Source organism: Nocardioides aquiterrae (assembly GCF_039526625.1).
Classification (GTDB): Bacteria; Actinomycetota; Actinomycetes; order Propionibacteriales; family Nocardioidaceae; genus Nocardioides; species Nocardioides aquiterrae.
The window spans coordinates 63,386-81,266 of the sequence record NZ_BAAAJE010000019.1 but is presented as its reverse complement, the minus strand read 5'-3'; the positions used below and the strand labels follow the sequence as shown (position 1 = coordinate 81,266).

11 protein-coding genes are annotated in these 17,881 nt (G+C 74.0%); 2 read left to right on the top strand and 9 right to left on the bottom strand.

The genetic code is table 11. The features are described from left to right. The first annotated feature begins 157 nt into the window (after positions 1-157). The gene (locus ABD086_RS17830; RefSeq protein ID WP_343908952.1) at positions 158-817 is read left to right on the top strand and encodes a Crp/Fnr family transcriptional regulator; all 660 of its coding nucleotides are present in this window, start codon (positions 158-160) and stop codon (positions 815-817) included. On the opposite strand, the gene ABD086_RS17825 is transcribed toward ABD086_RS17830, so the two are convergent. The 4 genes from ABD086_RS17825 to hemW all read right to left on the bottom strand — a co-directional run bounded on the left by ABD086_RS17825 (position 809) and on the right by hemW (position 7,691). Beyond that, a complete protein-coding gene (locus ABD086_RS17825) occupies positions 809-4,210 on the bottom strand; it encodes an ATP-binding protein (RefSeq protein WP_343908951.1) in 3,402 nt (1,133 codons plus the stop codon). The two genes, ABD086_RS17830 and ABD086_RS17825, sit on opposite strands and share 9 nt — an antisense overlap. Positions 4,211-4,227: 17 nt before the next feature. Further along, the gene (locus ABD086_RS17820) at positions 4,228-5,874 is read right to left on the bottom strand and encodes an MFS transporter (protein ID WP_343908950.1); all 1,647 of its coding nucleotides are present in this window, start codon (positions 5,872-5,874) and stop codon (positions 4,228-4,230) included. Positions 5,875-5,974: 100 nt separating this feature from the next. After that, the gene (locus ABD086_RS17815; RefSeq protein ID WP_343908949.1) at positions 5,975-6,451 is read right to left on the bottom strand and encodes a TM2 domain-containing protein; all 477 of its coding nucleotides are present in this window, start codon (positions 6,449-6,451) and stop codon (positions 5,975-5,977) included. Between the two features lie 28 nt (positions 6,452-6,479). Beyond that, entirely contained in the window at positions 6,480-7,691 is a 1,212-nt protein-coding gene (gene hemW, locus ABD086_RS17810; protein ID WP_343908948.1) for a radical SAM family heme chaperone HemW, read from the bottom strand. A gap of 145 nt (positions 7,692-7,836) precedes the next feature. Between hemW and ABD086_RS17805 the strand changes: the two genes are divergently transcribed. After that, the gene (locus tag ABD086_RS17805) at positions 7,837-8,757 is read left to right on the top strand and encodes a hypothetical protein (RefSeq protein ID WP_343908947.1); all 921 of its coding nucleotides are present in this window, start codon (positions 7,837-7,839) and stop codon (positions 8,755-8,757) included. A 43-nt stretch (positions 8,758-8,800) separates the two neighbouring features. Here the strand turns inward: ABD086_RS17805 and ABD086_RS17800 are convergent, their stop codons facing one another. From ABD086_RS17800 to ABD086_RS17780, 5 genes are read right to left on the bottom strand one after another with little or no spacing between them, the layout of a single operon-like run. Next, positions 8,801-12,190: an error-prone DNA polymerase gene (locus ABD086_RS17800; protein ID WP_343909025.1), complete on the bottom strand. Its 3,390-nt coding sequence runs from the start codon at positions 12,188-12,190 to the stop codon at positions 8,801-8,803. Continuing rightward, on the bottom strand, positions 12,190-13,740 hold the full coding sequence (locus ABD086_RS17795; RefSeq protein ID WP_343908946.1) for a DNA polymerase Y family protein: 1,551 nt from the start codon (positions 13,738-13,740) through the stop codon (positions 12,190-12,192). The genes ABD086_RS17800 and ABD086_RS17795 overlap by 1 nt, the downstream gene beginning before the upstream one ends. Continuing rightward, positions 13,740-14,405: a hypothetical protein gene (locus ABD086_RS17790; protein WP_343908945.1), complete on the bottom strand. Its 666-nt coding sequence runs from the start codon at positions 14,403-14,405 to the stop codon at positions 13,740-13,742. The genes ABD086_RS17795 and ABD086_RS17790 overlap by 1 nt, the downstream gene beginning before the upstream one ends. 48 nt (positions 14,406-14,453) lie before the next feature. Beyond that, the gene (locus tag ABD086_RS17785) at positions 14,454-17,006 is read right to left on the bottom strand and encodes an ABC transporter permease (RefSeq protein WP_343908944.1); all 2,553 of its coding nucleotides are present in this window, start codon (positions 17,004-17,006) and stop codon (positions 14,454-14,456) included. Position 17,007: 1 nt separating this feature from the next. Beyond that, complete coding sequence (locus ABD086_RS17780; RefSeq protein WP_343909024.1) at positions 17,008-17,778, bottom strand: ABC transporter ATP-binding protein; 771 nt, start codon at positions 17,776-17,778, stop codon at positions 17,008-17,010. Between the last annotated feature and the right edge of the window lie 103 nt (positions 17,779-17,881).

The following is a 17,881-nucleotide window of genomic DNA, read 5'->3' as shown; positions in this document are numbered from 1 at the left end:
TCAGTCCGGGGCGGATCAGCGGTCGATGTCGAGGTCACGCGGCGGCTGCACGGTGCTGGTCATCGCTCTCTCCCCTCTCTGAGTCGGTACGGACGACTCTGCCCCTGTCCGGCCGGTCGTTCCGTTCGCTCGCTGACACTGCGGTTCACTGGTTCCCGTGGAGTGGTCGCTGCTCGCCTCGCTCGACGAGGACGAACGACGCCGGGTGCTGGCCGCCGCGCGCCGGCGCAGCTACGGTCGCGGCGAGGTGCTGGTCAACGACGGCGACCCGTCCGACAGCCTGCACCTGGTGGCGTCCGGGCGGCTCGCCGTACGGGTGTCGACCAGCGACGGCGAGAACGCGACGATCAACCTGCTCGGGCCGGGCGACTACTTCGGCGAGCTGTCGCTGCTGGAGGGCAGCCCGCCGGTCCGCTCGGCCACGATCGTGGCCCTCGAGCCCGCGGAGACGCTGTCGCTGTCGGCCGCGGAGTTCCGCGAGCTGCGCCGCCGCCACCCGGCCGCGAACCAGCTCCTGCTCTCCCTGATGGCCCGCCGCGTCGAGGAGCTGTCGGCGCGGCTGCTCGAGGCGATGTACGACGGCCTCGACCGCCGGGTGCACCGGCGGCTGGCCGAGCTCGCGGAGCTCTACGACGACGGACGGCCCGGCGCGGTCGTCGTTCCGCTGACCCAGGAGCACCTCGCGGAGCTGGTCGGCGGTACCCGGCCGAGCGTCAACCAGGTGCTGCAGCGCCTCGCAGCGGACGGGATCGTCGAGCTCGGCCGGGGCCGGGTGACGGTGCTCGACCGGGACCGGCTGGCAGACCTCTCAGGCTGACACCTGGTCGGTGGCCCACCGGGCGGCCCCGAGGCGGGTGAAGATCTGCTGCGCCTGACCGGCCTGCTCGACCGACTCGTCGGCGCGGCCCTGGCGCTGCAGCACCGCGGCCAGGTCGGCGCGGCAGAGCGCCACCGTCGGCTCGGAGTGCCACTGCACCGCCAGGGCGATCGCGTCGCGCAGGTGCGCCTCGGCCGCCTCGTCGTCGCCGGCCGAGGCGGCGAGCAGCCCCGCCATCCGACTGCGCTGCGCACGCACGCCGACCGGCAGCCCGCCGCCGCGGTAGCCGTCGACGATGGCGATCAGCCCGGCGAGGGCCTCCCGGTCCCCGTCCGCCCAGGCGACCTCGGTGGCCACCTTCCAGATCAGGGTGAAGTCGTCGTACATCCCGCCGACCGAGAACGCGGTCTCCGCGGCCTGGCGCGCGAGCGCGCCCGCCGGACGGCCGGCGCCCTGCGCCTCGAGCGCACGGGTCAGCTCGACGAAGCAGCGCAGCGACAGGTCGTCGCCGGCGTACTTCGGGTCGTCGAGGTTGGCCGGCAGCCGCCACCCCGTCCCGCGCGCGCCGGCGATCCGGGCGCGGACCAGCTCGGCCAGGGGCTCGTCGACGACCGCCTCGTCGGCGAACAGCAGCGCGTCGTCCCAGTCGCCCGTGACCAGGCAGGCCAGGGCCAGGTTCGACATCGCGCTGGAGAGCCCGATCGCCACCCCGGCCTGGCGGGACACCTCGACCGCCTCGAGGCCGTACTCGCGAGCGCGGGCCGCGTCGTCGGACGCCCAGGTGACGTTGAGGTTCACCAGCGCGCGCGCCAAAATCACGACCTGGTGGTTGCGGCGGGCGATCTCGGCGGCGGCGGTGAAGAGCACCCGGCCGAGGCCACGCATGCCGCTGACCATGTGGTGCAGGGCGAAGCCGATGTACGCCTCCGCGATGTAGGCCTCCTCGCCGTACTGCTCGGCCAGCCGGACGTGCTCGGCGGCGTGGTCGCCGAACCCGTGCTGGGTCCGGAGCTTGATGCGCGTCAGGTTCTGGGCGAGCTCCAGCCGCACCCGCGCCGCGTCCTCGCGGTCGCGGAGCGCGTCGTACCGCTCCTGCGCCATCGTCGCCGGCGTCTCGTAGTCGCCCCGGCCGACCGCGATCGTGTAGACGAGCACGTTGACCGCCTCGGCCGCCTTGAGCTCGTCGCCGATCGCGTCGAACGCGTCGCGGGCCGCCTCCGCGGGCTCGATCGCGGCGGCCGGGTCCTCGGTGTCCTGCAGGGCGCGGGCCAGCTCGAGGTGGATGTCGGCACGCACGAGCGGGTCGGTCGCCCGCCCCAGCGCGACCCGGAGGTGGCCCGCGGCCTCGCTCGGTGCCCCGAGGACACGGGCCCGCTCGGCCGCCCTCCGGAGCAGCTCGACCGCGCGCTCGGTCAGGTCCGGGGCGTCCGGGTCCTCCGGCACGGCGTCGATCGCCTCGAGGTGGTGCTGCGCGGCGATCGCGGCGTTCTCGTCGTCGAGCAGGTCGACGACGGCGAGGTGACCGGCCTTGCGGTCGCGACGGGCCAGGGTGGTGTAGGCGACCTGGCGGACCACGGCCTGCACGAACTGGTACAGCCCCGCCTCGCTGTTGAAGCGGCCGGTCTCCTGGCGCAGCAGCTGCAGCCGCACCAGCGACCCGAGCGCCCGGTCCAGGTCCGCGACGTCCGGGCAGAGCGCGGCGATGAGGTCGCGCGAGAACGGGCGCCCGACGATGCTGGCCCGGTCGAGCACCCGGCGCTGCTCGGCCGGGAGCTGATCGAGGCGGGCGGCGATCAGCGCCTGGAGCGACGCGGGCGCGCCGATCGCGTCCAGGTCGAGCGGGGTGTGACCGGCGAGGACGTACTGCCCGCCCCGCGGGATGACCAGGTCGCGGTCGATCAGGGAGCGGACCGTCTCCACGGCGAACAGCGGCATGCCCTCCGACCGCTGCACCAGGGCGTCGCGGACGTCCTGCTCGAGCCCGGCGACCAGGCCGTCGAGCAGCTGGCCCATCTCCCGGTCGGCCAGCGGCTCGAGGTGCACCACGGTCGAGCGCCGGTTGGTCGCGAGCGCGGGGTTGGCCTCCAGCAGCTCCGGCCGGGTGAGCAGCACGACGAAGCAGGGGAAGGTGGCGGCTGCGAGCAGGTGCTCCACGAAGCGGAGCAGGCCGTCGTCGGCGTACTGCGCGTCGTCGATGACCAAGGCCACCGGGACGCCGGCGCCGCTGACCCGCTCCAGGAAGGTGGTCCACGCCGCGAAGAGGTCCTCGCGCTGGAACGACCCGACCGCCCCGACGCCCAGCAGCGCGGCGATCCGGGGCTCGAGCCAGGCCCGCTCCTCGGGGTCGGGCACGATCTGGTCGAGGGCGGTGTTCTCGAGGCGGGTGCGGATCGCCTCGGCGAGCGCGTAGAACGCCACGCCCTCGCCGTACGACAGGCAGCGGCCGGTGTGCCAGCGGACGTCGTCGTTGAGGCCGTCGACGTACTTCTCGAACTCCCACGCGACGCGGGACTTGCCGACGCCGGCCTCGCCGTCGACGACGAGGAGCGCGGGGTGCCGGTTCTCCTCGACCCGGTGGAAGAGCTCCTTGACCAGGCGCATCTCGCGGTCGCGGCCGACCAGCGGCGCCTCGAGGCCGTCGGCGCGCTGCGCGCCGCCGACCGCGGCGACCACGGCTCGCACCGCCCACAGCGGCACGGGATCGGCCTTGCCCTTCATCGGGTGGCTGCCGACGTCGACGTACGTGATCGCCGAGGAGGTCAGCAGCCGGGTCGTCTCGTCGACCCACACCTGGCCGGGCTGCGCCGCCGACTGGACCCGGGAGGCGGTGTTGACCGCGTCGCCCGCGACCATGCCCTGCTGCTCCGCCCCGATCGTGACCGCCACCTCGCCGGTGACGATGCCGACCCGCATCGCGAGGTCGGGGACGCCGAGGTCGGAGCCCATCGCGGCGATCGTGTTCACGAGCTCCAGGCCGGCGCGCACCGCGCGCTCGGCGTCGTCCTCGTGGGCCGTGGGCACGCCCCACACGGCCATCACCGCGTCGCCGATGAACTTCTCGAGCACCCCGCCGTACCGGGCCACGATCGCGCGGCACTCGTCGAAGTACCGGGACAGCAGCTCGCGCACCTGCTCGTGGTCGCGGGTCTCCGACAGCGCGGTGAAGCCGACCAGGTCGCCGAACAGCACGCTCGTGACCCGTCGGGACGCGACCGGCTGGCGGGGCGCCGCCGGACCCTGCTCGGCGCCGCAGCTGCTGCAGAAGCGGGCGCCGGGCACGACCTCCGCACGGCACGTCGGGCAGGCCGGCGCCTGGAGCGCCGCGCCGCACGCGAAGCAGAACCGGGCTCCCGCCGGCTGACCCGAGGCGCCGCAGCCGCCACAGCTCGTCACCGCCTCAGGATGGCGCATCAGACCGCGAGCCGGTCGGCAATCACCGCATCTGCCGCCCGGGCGGCGGCCGGCGTCCCGGTCACGGCGGCCAGGAAGTCGGGCCGGCCGAGGCCGAGCAGGACGGTGTCCTCGGTCGCGGTGACGGTCGCGGTGCGGGGCACGTCGCGCAGCAGCCCGATCTCGCCGACGTACTCCCCCGGGCCCTCGGTCCGCAGCAGCCGTCCGTCCTGGGTCACCTCGACCCGGCCGGACAGGATCACGTAGAAGCCCTCGGCGTGCTCGCCGGCGGTCATCACGGTCGCGCCGGCGGCGTACGGCGCGGGCTCGAGCTTGCGGGCCAGCGCCTCGACCGCCGCGGGCGGCAGCGGCGCGAAGATGTCGATGCCCGCGAGCAGGTCGACGTGCTGCGGCTCGGAGAACGGGGGCGCGGCCAGCCGGGCGTCGAGGCGGCTCATCCGCGGCATGCTGGCGACGGCGACGAACGCGACGGTGACGCCGAGGGCGGCCATCGAGCCGCGCAGGCCGAGCAGGTGGACGAGCAGCGGGGCGATGGCGGCGCCCAGCGCCATCGCGGCGATCAGCGAGCTGTCCACGGCCGCGAAGACGCGGGAGATGATCCGCTCGGGGGCCACCCGCTGCGGGATGGTGTCGAGGCCGAGGTTGACCCACGGGTCGGCGAGGCCGATCACGGCGAGCGCGGCGATCGCGACGACCGGGCTCGGGAACAGCGCCATCGCGATCAGCGGGAGCGCCCAGCCGAGGACGCCGTACGCCATGTCCCGGCCGAGCCGGCCACCGCCGTTCATGCCGAGGACGACCAGGCCGCCGGCAACGGTGCCCAGGCCCATCACGGTGTTGAGGTAGCCGACGCCCGCGGCGCCGGCGTCCAGGACCTGCACGGACAGCACGACCAGGAAGACCGTCAGGGCGCCCCAGATGGCGCCCTGGGACGCGGCGAGCAGCGACACGGTGCCGAGGTCGCGGTCGCGGCCGAGCTGCGCGAAGCCCGCGGTCACCTCGCGGAGGAAACCCTCGTGCTCCCCGCCCTCGGCGACCGGCTCCGCCTCGCGGACGGGGACGCGGACCGCGGCGACGAGGGACAGCGACCACACGAAGGTGAGGGCGTTGAGCCAGAACACGGCCTGCACGTCGACGACCGCCAGCAGCAGCGCTCCGACCGCCGGGCCGGCGAACATCGCGACGGTCTCGAGGTTCGAGGTGACGGCGTTGGTGGCGGTCAGCTGGGCCGGGTCGTCGACCAGCCGGGGCACCAGGCCGGACTGCGCGGCGCGGAAGCTCGCCCCGACGCCGGCCGCCAGCAGCGCGAGACCGAAGACCAGGAACGCCGGTCCGTCCAGCCCGACGACGACTGCGGCCGCCGCGACCAGCCCGGCGCGGGTGGCGTCGTTCGCCATCATGAAGCGCTTGCGCGAACCGACCCGGTCGGCGACGTGCGCGCCGAGCGGTCCGGCGACGGCACCGACGACGAACCGCAGCGCCTGGTAGACGCCGACCGCGGCGGCGCCGCCCTCGTCGTACGCCCACACCATCACCGCGATGCCGTAGGCCCAGTCACCCAGGGTCGACCCGAAGAACGCGAGCTGGATCCTGCGCAGGGCCGGGCTCCTCAGCACCCGCACGATCGATCCACGCTGACCTGACATGACGAACCTCCGTGGCTCCCGGCGGCTCCCCCGGTGGGAGCGCCGCGCTCATCGTGGAGCCGACGGAGGTCGTCGTTCTGTTCGGTTGCCGACAGAAGCGTCAGCTCATTCGCAACGGCCGTCCCTGCGCGTCGGTGACGTTGTCGGTGGCGAGGATGATGATGCCGTCGATGAACGGCCACAGCGCGCCGATGCCGCAGGTGACCAGCGTGACGACGAGCTGCCACACGCCGGTCTTGGTGTCGCCCAGGTAGAAGCGGCCGATGCCGAAGGGCAGCAGGATCTGCAGCAGGCCGGCGACCAGCTTGGTCTTGTCGGAGTACGGGACGCCGGTGACCGGGTGCAGGCCGTACGGCGCGGCCGGGTTGGGGGGGTAGCCGGGCGCGTAGCCCGGCTGCGGGGGCTGCTGCTGGTAGGGCTGCTGCTGGTACGGCGGCGGCTGCTGCTGCTCGTAGGGCGGCGGGGTCGGCTCGCCGTAGGGCGGCGGGGTCGGCTGGCCGTACGGCGGCGGCGCCGACTGGCCTCCCTCGGGCGGCTGCTGGTTCGGGTCGAGAGGTTCCTCGGGGCCTTGGGTCATGGCGCACACCCTAGGCCCGTTCGGGGGTCTACGGCAGGAGGTCGCGCACGATCGCGTCGGCCAGCAGTCGTCCGGCGCGGGTGGGCACCAGGCGGCCCCGCTCCTCGGTCAGCAGGCCGCGCCCGGCGAGGTCCGGGACGGCGGCGCGGCCCAGCTCGTCGAGGACGTCCGCGGGGAGGCCGTCGCGCAGGCGCAGCTCGAGCAGCACCCGCTCCACCCGCCGGCTCTCGTCGTCGAGGACCTCGCGCGCGAACGCCGGGCTGCGCTGCGCGGCGATCCGTTCGGCGTACGCCGCCGGGTGCTTGACGTTCCACCAGCGGACGCCGCCGACGTGGCTGTGCGCGCCCGGGCCGACGCCCCACCAGTCGCCGCCGGTCCAGTACAGGAGGTTGTGACGGCACCGGCTCGCCGCGTCCTTCGCCCAGTTGGAGACCTCGTACCACTCCAGCCCGGCGGCGCCCAGGCGCTCGTCGACGAGCACGTACTTGTCGGCGAGGTCGTCCTCGTCGGGCATCGGCAGCTCGCCCCGCTTGACCCGCCTGGCGAGCGCGGTGCCCTCCTCGACGATGAGCGAGTACGCCGAGACGTGGTCGGGTGCGCAGGCGAGCGCGGCCTCGACGGAGGTCGCCCAGTCGGCGAGGGACTCCCCGGGCGTGCCGTAGATGAGGTCGAGGCTGAGCTGCTCGAACCCCGCCTCGCGGGCCCAGGCGACGACCTTCGGCACCCGGAGCGGGTCGTGCGTGCGGTCCAGGACCTTCAGGACGTGCGGGACGGCGGACTGCATGCCGAAGCTGAGCCGGTTGAACCCGACCGCCCGCAGGGCGTGGAGGTCGGTCGCGTCGACGCTGTCCGGGTTGGACTCGGTGGTCACCTCCGCTCCGGGGGCGAGCCCGAACTCGTCGTCGATCGCGCGCAGGATGCTGCCCAGGTCGGCCGGGTCGAGCAGCGTCGGCGTACCCCCACCGAAGAACACCGTCTCGACAGGGACGTCCCGGTCGCCGAGCACGCGGCGGGCCCGACGGACCTCGGCGATCGCGGTCTCGGCGTACGACGCCCGGCTCGCGCCCGGCCCGAGCTCGTCGGCGGTGTAGGTGTTGAAGTCGCAGTAGCCGCACCGGACCGTGCAGAACGGCACGTGCACGTAGAACCCGAACGGCCGCGTGCCCACCCCCGCCAGCGCCGACTCCGGCAGCGACCCGTCCTCGGGCACGGGGTCACCAGCGGGCAGGGCGGACGGCACCGACCCATTCTCGCGCGCACCCCTCCGGATCGCCGAAGTCGGGTCGTCCGCCTCTCGCACCTCTATGCGCCACACTCAGGCGGACGACCCAAGCCACTGTGGAGGACGAACCCGCCAGGTGCGGCGATCGGGGCATGGTCTGGGCATGGCGAATCGTCCTCCTCCGTGGCTCCCGGCCGCGAACGCGCAGGCCGGCCTGGTCACACGTCGTCAGCTGCGTCGGCTGGGCTTGAGCCACCACTACGTCGACACCCAGCTGGACGCCGGGAGGTGGCAGGAGATCAGCGGCACGGTGCTCGCGACGACGACGGGCGAGCTCACCAGGACCCAACTGATGTGGGCGGGTGTCCTGCACGCCGGGCCAGCGAGCGCTCTCGGCGGGCTGACCGCGCTCGAACGTCACGGGCTGGAGCGGTGGAGCCGCGACGAGGTCACGGTGCTGGTCGCGAAGTCCCACAACCTGGAGCCCATCGCGGGCGTGCGGTTCGTCGAGACCCGACGCCCGGTCCAGCTGCTGACGTCGTCGAAGCCGCTGCCCACGTGGCGGGTCGAGCCGGCAGCGCTCCTGTGGGCGGGGTACCAACCCGTGACCCGATCCGCGTACGGCCTCCTCGCCGCGTGCGTGCAGCAGGGCCTGACGACGCCCTACCGCCTGGACGGCTGGATCACCCGGATGAGGCCGCTGCGCAGGGCCAAGCCGTTCCGACGCCTCCTGGGCGACCTGGCCGCCGGGGTCCAGTCCGCGGCCGAGCGCGATGTACTCACCATGTGCGACCGGTTCGGCATCCCTCGACCGCACCACCAGACCCGGCGGACGGACTCCGCAGGTCGGCTGCGCTTCACCGACGCGGAGTGGCGGCTCGCGGACGGCCGGGTCGTGGCGCTCGAGGTGGACGGCGGCTTCCACATGACGGTGGAGCACTGGAGTGCCGACATCGAACGACACCGCCAGCTGGTCGCAACCGGCGTGATCGTGGTGCGCTGCACCGCGATCGAGCTCCGGGAGCACCCCGAGCGAGTCGTCCGGGACCTCATCGCGCTCGGTGTGCTCGAGTCGTCCGCCTGAGGGTGGCGTATGACCGCTCGAGAGGCGGACGACCCGTCAAACGTCAGTGGAAGTCGCGGGAGCGGTGGCGGGCCTGGAGGGCGCGGCCGGCCGCGGCGTGCACCTGCTCGATCGGCTCCATCCGGTCGGCGACCAGGTTGGTGACGCCGTCCTGGCGCTCGAGGATGCCGCGGATCACCATGCCGGCGGCGGAGTTGGCGACGGTGCGGTAGCGCCGCCACACCCCCACCGTGCAGACCACGTTGAGCATCCCGGTCTCGTCCTCGAGGTTGAGGAACGTGACCCCGCCGGCGGTGCCCGGCCGCTGCCGGTGGGTGACCAGCCCGGCGACGTGCACGCGGCGGTTGGGCTCACAGGTGTTGCAGTCCTCGACCGACTTGATCCCGGCCGCCCGCAGCTGCGGCCGGAGGTGCTCGAACGGGTGGCCGCCGGGCGTGATGCCGGTCGCCCACATGTCGGCCATGGTGATCTCGACGTCGTCCATGTCCGGCAGCGTCGGCGCGGGACCGGCGACCCGGATGCCCTCGAGGTGCTCCTCGGTCTCGGTCCAGCCGGCGTTCCAGAGCGCCTGCCGCCGCGACAGTCCGGTCCCGTCGAAGGCACCGGACGTCGCCAGCGCCTCCAGCTGCCGCGCGTCGAGACCGGCCCGCCGGGACAGGTCCGCGTGGTCGGCGAACGGCCGCTCCTCGCGGGCGGCCACGATCCGCGCCGCCACCTCGGTGCTGATCCCGCGGACCGAGTCCAGCCCGAGGCGGACGGCGTACGCCGTGTCGCGCCGGTGCTCGGGCGTCGGGTCGGGCGTGCCGGGGACCCACTCGGTGCGCTCGCCGTCGCTGAGGCACGAGGGCAGCCCCGTCGGGCCGGGGGCGCCGACGAGCTCCAGGTCGGCGGTCGCCCGCGACCGCAGCAGGTCCGGGCGCAGCACCTCGACGCCGTGCCGGCGCGCGTCGTGCACCAGCGACTGCGGCGAGTAAAAGCCCATCGGCTGCGCGCGCAGCAGCGCGGCGAGGAACGCGCCCGGGTAGTGCAGCTTGCACCAGGAGCTGGCGTAGACGAGCTTCGCGAACGACAGCGCGTGGCTCTCGGCGAACCCGAAGTTCGCGAACGACAGGATCTGCAGGTAGATCGCGTCGGCCTTCGCGCCGGTGATGCCCTTGGCCTCCATGCCGGCCATCAGCTTCTCCTTGACCGACTCGATCCGCTCGATGCCGCGCTTGGACCCCATCGCCCGGCGCAGCAGGTCGGCCTCGTCGCGGTTGCAGTCGCCGAGCACCCGCGCCATGTCCATCAGCTGCTCCTGGAACAGGGGTACGCCGCGGGTGCGCTCGAGCACCGGGATCAGCAGCGGGTGGGCGAACTCGACCGGGTCGCGCCCGGTCGCCCGGCGCACGTAGGGGTGGACCGCGCCGCCCTGGATCGGACCGGGCCGGATCAGCGCGATCTCGATCGCCAGGTCGTAGAACTCGCGCGGCTGGAGCCGAGGCAGCGTGCCGATCTGCGCCCGGCTCTCGACCTGGAAGACGCCGACCGAGTCCGCGCGGCAGAGCATGTCGTAGACCGCCGGCTCCTCCTTGGGCATCGAGGCCAGCGTCCAGTCCTCGCCGAGGTGCTCACGGACGATCGTCATCATGTGGTCGAGGGCGCTGAGCATCCCGAGCCCGAGCAGGTCGAACTTCACCAGCCCCATGAACTCGCAGCCGTCCTTGTCCCACTGCAGGACCGTGCGCTTGTCCATCCGGGCCCGCTCGATCGGCACCACCTCCCCGATCGGCCGCTCGGTGAGCACCATCCCGCCGGAGTGGATGCCGAGGTGCCGGGGCGCCCCGAGGAGGCCGTTGGCCAGCCCGACGACGGAGGCCGGTACGTCGTGCTCGCCGCCCTCGCGCACCGCCACCTCGGTCCACGAGGTGATCTGCTTCGACCACGCGTCCTGCTGGCCCGGGGAGTGGCCCAGCGCCTTGGCGGCGTCGCGGACCGCCATCTTGGGCCGGTACCCGATGACGTTGGCGACCTGCGCGGCGTTGTGCCGGCCGTACTTGTCGTAGACCCACTGGATGACCTGCTCCCGCTTGTCGGAGTCGAAGTCGACGTCGATGTCGGGCTCCTCCTCGCGGGCTTTCGAGATGAACCGCTCGAACGGCAGCCGGTAGAAGACCGGGTCGATCGCGGTGATGCCGAGCGCGTAGCAGACCGCGGAGCTGGCCGCCGATCCCCTGCCCTGGCAGAGAATCCCCTGCGACCGGGCGAACGCGACGATGTCGTGGACGATCACGAAGTAGCCGTCGAAGTCCTTCTCCGCGATCACCCGCAGCTCGTGCTCCACCCGTGCCCGCGCCTCGCGGGCGTGCGGCTCGTGGGCGTAGCGCTCGGCGAAGCCGCGCTCGGTCAGCTCGCGCAGCCAGCCGGACGGCGTCCAGCCGTCGGGCACGAACTTGGGCAGGCGCGGCGAGGCCTTCTGCAGGTCGAACGCCACCTCGTCGGCGAGCACCACGCTGCGGCGTACGGCGTCGGGGTGGCGCGCGAACCGCCGCGCCATCTCGTCCCCCGATCGCAGGCTGGCCATCCCGGACGCCGGCAGCCAGCCGTCCATCTCGGCCAGGCTGCGCCGGGCGCGGACGGCGGCCATCGCGTCGGCGACGCGGTGCAGCTCGGGCCGCGCGTAGTGCACGTTGTTGGTCGCCACCACCGGCAGCCCGTGGTCCCGGGCCAGCCCGGCGAGCAGGTCGTTGTGCGTGGAGTCGGTCGGGAAGCCGTGGTCGATCAGCTCGACCGCGACGTTCTCGTGGCCGAACAGCGCGGTCAGCCGGTCCAGCTCGTCGGCCGCGTACGACGCGCCGCGGGCCAGCGCCCGGCGCACCGCCCCCTTGCGGCAGCCGGTCAGCACCAGCCAGTGCCCGCGGCCGCGCTCGGCGAGCTCGCGCAGGTCGTACGCCGGCTTGCCCTTCTCGTCGCCGCGCAGCTGCGCGTCGGTGATCGCGCCGGCCAGCCGGTGGTAGCCCTCGACCCCGCGCGCGAGGACCAGCAGGTGGCTGCCCTCGGGGTCGGCGACGCCGTTCTGCGGCCTGGTGAGGCCGAGCGACAGCTCGGCGCCGTACACGGTGTCGAGACCGCCGTGCAGCTGCGCGGTCTCGGCGAACAGCGGCGCGCCGTAGAACCCGTCGTGGTCGGTGATCGCCAGCGCGTGCAGCCCGAGCCGGATCGCCTCGAGCACCAGGTGGTCGGGCCCGCTGGCGCCGTCGAGGAAGCTGAAGCTCGAGTGCGCGTGCAGCTCGGCGTACGGCGTGACCGGGCCGGCCGGCCGCTCGACGTCGACCTTCTGCTTCTTCCGCTTGCGCTGCGAGATCGGCGCCTCGGGGTCCTGGGGCGTGACCATCCGCCCGGAGAGCCGCTTCTCCAGCTCGCCCCAGGAGATCGCGGGGTTGCTCCAGCCCATCAGTCGTACGCCGCCTCGGTCCACCACACGCCCGAGTCCCACGTCATCAGCCAGGCCCGGCCGTCGACGCCGACGACCTGGAAGCGGGCGACCCGTCGCGGCTCTGTCATTCCTGGGGACTCCCACCACAGCTCCTCGACCGGCCACGGGCCGGCCCACGCGGCGACCGGCTGCCAGTCGCCGGCCGGGCCGGGCCGGAACCGGGCCGGCTCGGCGGTGACCGACCCGCGCTCGTCGACGTCGACGCTGCGGCCGCCGGCGCCGAGCATCTGCGCGGCCACCGGTGTCGCGAGCACCCGCGCCGGAGCCGGCGGCGGGATGCTGCCCGGCCACGGCGGGCCCCCCTGACCGGAGCAGGACCGCAGACCGGTCGGCCGCTCGCCCCACGGCACCAGCGCCTGCCGGTCGCGCGGGGCCCGGCCGCCCTGGAGCACCGGGCGGACGACGGCCTCGTGGCCGAGCATCCCCTGCACCCGGGCGATGCCGCGCTCGACCCGCTCGTCGGTGCCGCCCCACAACCCGTCGGCGTGCACCGCGTCGGGCACCACGGTCAGCGGCGTGAACAGCACCCGGTCGACCGGAGCGCGTACGTCGCCCGCCTTGAACCCTCCTTGCAGCTGCCAGTGCAGCCGGTCGACGAGGTCGGCGGCGGTGAACCAGCGCGGGTGCAGCCAGGCCCGCGAGGACGCCGGCTCGGCCTCGCCCTCGCAGCGCGCCTCGACCAGCACCTCGGTGCAGACCAGCCCCTGCCGGGCCAGCCCGGCGACGAACCGGTCGGCGGTCTGCCGGACGCTGAAGCTGATCGTCTCCGCGGAGTCCAGCGGCGGCTCGAAGTCGACGTGGCAGGCGAGCTCGGGCGGCGGCGTCCGGGTGCGCAGCGGGACCGCGCCGTCGCCGCCCACGACCCGGTGCACCCAGGCGATCCCGGGGCCGAACCGGTCGCGCACGTCGGTCGCCGACAGGTCACCGAGGTCGCCGAGGGTGCGCAGCCCGAGACGCTTCATCAGGCTGACCGCGTCGAGGTCCTCCAGCACCTCCACGGGGAGCCCGCGCAGGAACGGCGCCGACTCCCCCGGCTCGACCACCAGGCAGTCCTGCCGCTCGGCCCGGCGGGCGGCGTGCTCGGCGGTGAACAGCTCGTCGGCGGTGCCGAAGCGGCAGTCCCACACGCCCAGACCGACCAGCCGCTCGGCGAGGATCGCGGCACCGGCCGGCTCGCCCCCGTGGAACCGGCCGGGCGCCCGCAGCGCCACCAGCCCCGGCCGCAGCGGCGCGACGCCCGGGCGGATCTCCTCGATCGAGGCCAGCACCGGCTCGAACGCGCGGGCGTCGCGGTCCGGGTTGACGGCGTACACCTTCAGCTCCGGGCAGCGCGACTGTGCGTCACGCCGCCGCATCCCCCGGCGTACGCCGGCCGCGCGGGCGCCGTCGTTGCACGCCTGCACGAGGTTCGCGCTGAACACCGCCGCGGGCAGGTGCGTGGGCAGGCCCTCGTCGGCCAGCGCCGCGACGACCGGCCAGTCCGGGCACCAGACCGCCATCACCCTCATCAGCTGGCCACCTCGACCTCCGCGACCGGGGCCCCCTGGAACGACGGAGCCTCGGCACGGCGGTAGGACTGGTCCTCGGCCGGGAACCACAGGGCTCCCCGCCGCGGCGGCGCCGACCCGCGGTGCGCCTCGACCAGGATCCGGCGGGCGCGCAGGTGGCCGTGCCCCTCGCCGACCCCGCTCCACGCGGGCTCGCGGGTGGTCAGCCGCACCTCGGCGCGCGGCCAGTCGCCCAGGACGACCAGCGCGGCGGACCGCTTGCGCAGCCGGGCGCCGAGCTTCTCGGCCACCCGCTCGGGGACCCGTCCCTGCGGCCTGACCAGCACGACGGTGACGACGTCGACCAGGGCGGCGGTCACCTCGAGCCACTGGTCGCCGGGGTCGGGCACCAGGACGGTGCGGTCCAGGTCGACGCCGAGCGCGGCCGCCGCCTCCGCCCCGAAGTCGGCCACGCCGACCACCGCCGACCAGCCCCCCGCCCGCGACGGGCCGGCCAGCAGGGCCAGCGCGAGACTCGCGCTGTCGACCGAGTAGCTTCCTCCTGCCCGCAGCTGGACCAGCCCGGCCAGCGCGGGGTGGGTCTCCAGCGGGAGCCGCGGCACGCCGTCCTGCATGCCCGCCATCCGGCTGCGGAGCTGCGCGATCGTGTCGAGGGTGCTGGCCACACCCCATCTTCGAACATCTGTTCGATCAGGTCAATCGGTGGGGGCCGCCTACTCCGTGGCGATCGCGCGCAGGACGTCCAGCCGCGCCGCCCGCCGGGCCGGGAAGACCGCCGCGAGCACGCCCACCAGGGCCGCCAGCACCATGAACACCGCCAGCCGGACCCACGGGATCGCCAGCACGTCGATCCCGTCGTCCGCGACCTCCCGCTGGAGCACCCAGCCGAAGACCAGCCCCATCACCACCCCGAGCACGGCGCCGAGGACGGCGATCACGACCGACTCCAGCCGGATCATCGTCCGCAGCTGGCGCCGGCTGACGCCGACGGCGCGCAGCAGCCCGATCTCCCGGGTGCGCTCGATCACCGAGAGCGCCAGCGTGTTGGTGATGCCGAGCACCGCGATGACCACCGCCAGGCCGAGCAGCGCGTAGATCAGGTAGAGGAACGTGTCGATCTGCGCCTTCTGCTCGTCGGCGAACTCCTGCTGGTCCTTCAGCGTCACCGTCGGGTTGTCGACCAGGATGTCGTCGATGGCGGACCGGACCGCGGCCTGGTCGGCCGCCGGCTCGGTCACGATGAACAGCACCGAGTCCTCGGGCACGAAGCCGGCCCTGCGCAGGCCGCCGAGCGTGGTCAGGAACGGGTCGGTGGTGGCCGAGCCGGTCGTCGGGAAGACCCCGGCCACCTGGTAGGTCCGCCGGCCGCCCGGGAACGTCAGCGTCACGTCGTCGCCGACCGCCAGCCCCCGGTCCTCGGCGACCGACTGCCGCACCAGCACGGTGTCGTCGCGCAGGTCGGCGAGGGACCCGGCGATCACCGGCACCCGCACGGCCGAGCCGAGCAGCCGCGGGTCGGCCGCGTCGAGGAACACCGTGCTGCCGCGGTACTTCGCGCTCGCCGTCCGGACGGCGACGACGTTCGCCACGCCGTCCACCTTCCTGATCTCCCGGGCGTACTGCGGCGAGAAGAACTGCCCGGTCACGTTCGAGACCACGAGCTGGGCGCTGAGGTTCTTCTCGATCGCCTGGTCCGTGCTCGTCTTCGCCGACTGACCGAGGATCGACATCAGCGTCACGACCGTGAGGCCCACCATCAGCGCGCTCGCGGTGGCGGCGGTCCGCCGCGGGTTGCGCAGCGAGTTCTGCCCGGCGAGGGTCCCGACCATCCCGGAGGTACGCCGGAACACCGCGCCCAGCCCCACGATCACCGGCCGGCCGAGCACCGCCGCCGTCAGCGAGACGCCGACGAGGATGACCAGCATGCCGAGACCGATCAGCAGCAGCCCGCGCGAGCCCTCGCCGAGGATGCCCAGCACCATCAGGCCGGTGCCGGCCAGTGCCATCACGGCGCCCAGCAGCATCCGGCGGTGCACGGCGGACTCGGGCACCGAGACGTCCTCGCGCATCGCCTCGACCGGTGCCACCCGCCCGGCGCGCCGAGCGGGCAGGTACGCCGCGAGCAGCGTGACCGTCACGCCGACGGCGTACGAGACGAGCACCGTGCGCAGCTCCAGCGGCATGTTCGCCTGGCCGAGGTCGAGGCCGACCGCGCCGAACAGCGTCTTGAGGCCGATCGCGAGCAGGTAGCCGAAGCCGATCCCGACCGTGGCGCCGAAGACGCCGATGACGAAGGCCTCCAGCAGCACCGAGAGGTTGACCTGCCACCGAGACGCACCGAGGGCGCGGAGCAGCGCCAGCTCCCGGCTGCGCTGGGCGACCAGGATCGAGAAGGTGTTCACGATGAGGAAGGTGCCGACCACCATGGAGACGGCCGCGAACACCAGGAGGAAGGTGTTGACGAAGCCGAGGATCTCGCCGATCGCGCTCTTGGTCTCCTCCGCGTAGGCGTCCCCCGTCTTCACCTCGACACCGGCCGGGACGACCTCGGCCGCCGCGTCCCGGAGCTCGGCCCGGGACACCCCGTCCGCGGCCGTCATCGAGATGTTGGTGTAGACGTCGCGGCCGTCGAAGAACAGCTCCTGCAGCCACTCCCGCTCGAAGATCGTCAGCGTGGCGCCGACCAGCCCGCCCTCGGAGCCGAACCGGACCAGGCCGACGAGCCGGACCTGCATCGTGGGCGGGTCGGCGGGAGTGACGAGGGTGACCTCGTCGCCGACGGCGTACCCCGCCTTGTCGGCGGTCTCGAGGTCGAGCGCGATCTCGCCGGGAGCGCTCGGGACCCGCCCCTCCGCGAGGGTGAGGATCCGATCACCGGTGATCGCGGTCAGCTCGGTGTAGTTGAACGCGAGGCCGGGCGGGCCGTTGCCGCCGACCAGCTTGCCGTCGGCGCCGATCACGTAGACGCCCAGGACGTTGTCGACGGCCGCCACCTTGGCGGCGCCGGGGAGCTGGCGCAGGTCGTCGGCGACCGAGGCGGGGATCGTGCGGGCGTCGACCCCGAACGCGTCGACCTCGCCGGCGCCCTTCGGCATCACCTCGACGTCCGCGGTGGTGCCGCCGACGATCCCGTCGAAGGCGCTGCCGAGGGCGTCGGTGAAGATGAACGACCCGGCCACGAAGGCGACGCCGAGCACGATCGCGAACGCGCTCAGCGCGAGCCGCACCTTCTTGGCCAGCAGGTTGCGCAGGCTGACGCGCCACATGTCAGCGTCCCAGGACCGGGTGGGGCTCCCCGACGTCCGCGCCGAGGCGGGCCATCTTCTCCAGGACCCGCTGCGCGGTGGGGTCGGCCAGCTCGTCGACGATGTGGCCGTCGGCGAGGAAGACGACGCGGTCGGTGTAGCCCGCGGCCGACGCGTCGTGGGTCACCATGACGATGGTCTGGCCGAACTCGTCGACGCTCTCGCGCAGGAAGGCGAGGATCTCGGCGCCGGCGTTGGAGTCCAGGTTGCCGGTCGGCTCGTCGGCGAAGACGACCTCGGGACGGCTCACCAGCGCCCGGGCGGACGCCACCCGCTGCTGCTCACCGCCGGAGAGCTCACCGGGCCGGTGGCCGAGGCGCTCGCGCAGGCCGACGGCGTCGACGACCGCGTCGAACCAGTCCCGGTCGGGCCGGCGGCCGGCCACCGCCAGGGGCAGCTCGATGTTCTCCCGCGCGGTCAGCGTCGGCACCAGGTTGAACGCCTGGAACACGAAGCCGATCCGGTCGCGGCGCAGCCGGGTCAGCGCCTTGTCGCCGAGGCCCGACAGGTCGACGTCACCGAGGTAGACGTGGCCGGACGTCGGGGTGTCGAGCGCCGCCATGCAGTGCATGAGCGTCGACTTGCCCGAGCCCGACGGCCCCATCACCGCGGTGAACTCGCCGGCGCCGAACTCGAGGCTGACCCCGTCGAGCGCGGCGACTCTGGCCGCGCCCTCGCCGTACACCTTCAGGAGGTCGACGGCGCGGGCCGCCGGCGGGCGGGTCGAGGGCATGCGGAGGACGTCGGACTCGGGCACGTCTCCATCCCAGCGCCGCCGCCCGCCGCCCCACAGGGGAAGAGGTCCCACTCGGACCCGGACCAAATGCCGAGTCGGC

Excerpts from the sequence above, each read along its gene's own strand:
- ABD086_RS17820 (WP_343908950.1), bottom strand. The coding sequence starts at position 5,874 with ATGTCAGGTCAGCGTGGATCGATCGTGCGGGTGCTGAGGAGCCCGGCC.
- ABD086_RS17815 (WP_343908949.1), bottom strand. The coding sequence starts at position 6,451 with ATGACCCAAGGCCCCGAGGAACCTCTCGACCCGAACCAGCAGCCGCCC.
- ABD086_RS17805 (WP_343908947.1), top strand. The coding sequence starts at position 7,837 with ATGGCGAATCGTCCTCCTCCGTGGCTCCCGGCCGCGAACGCGCAGGCC.
- ABD086_RS17800 (WP_343909025.1), bottom strand. The coding sequence starts at position 12,190 with ATGGGCTGGAGCAACCCCGCGATCTCCTGGGGCGAGCTGGAGAAGCGG.
- ABD086_RS17795 (WP_343908946.1), bottom strand. The coding sequence starts at position 13,740 with ATGAGGGTGATGGCGGTCTGGTGCCCGGACTGGCCGGTCGTCGCGGCG.
- ABD086_RS17785 (WP_343908944.1), bottom strand. The coding sequence starts at position 17,006 with ATGTGGCGCGTCAGCCTGCGCAACCTGCTGGCCAAGAAGGTGCGGCTC.
- ABD086_RS17780 (WP_343909024.1), bottom strand. The coding sequence starts at position 17,778 with ATGCCCTCGACCCGCCCGCCGGCGGCCCGCGCCGTCGACCTCCTGAAG.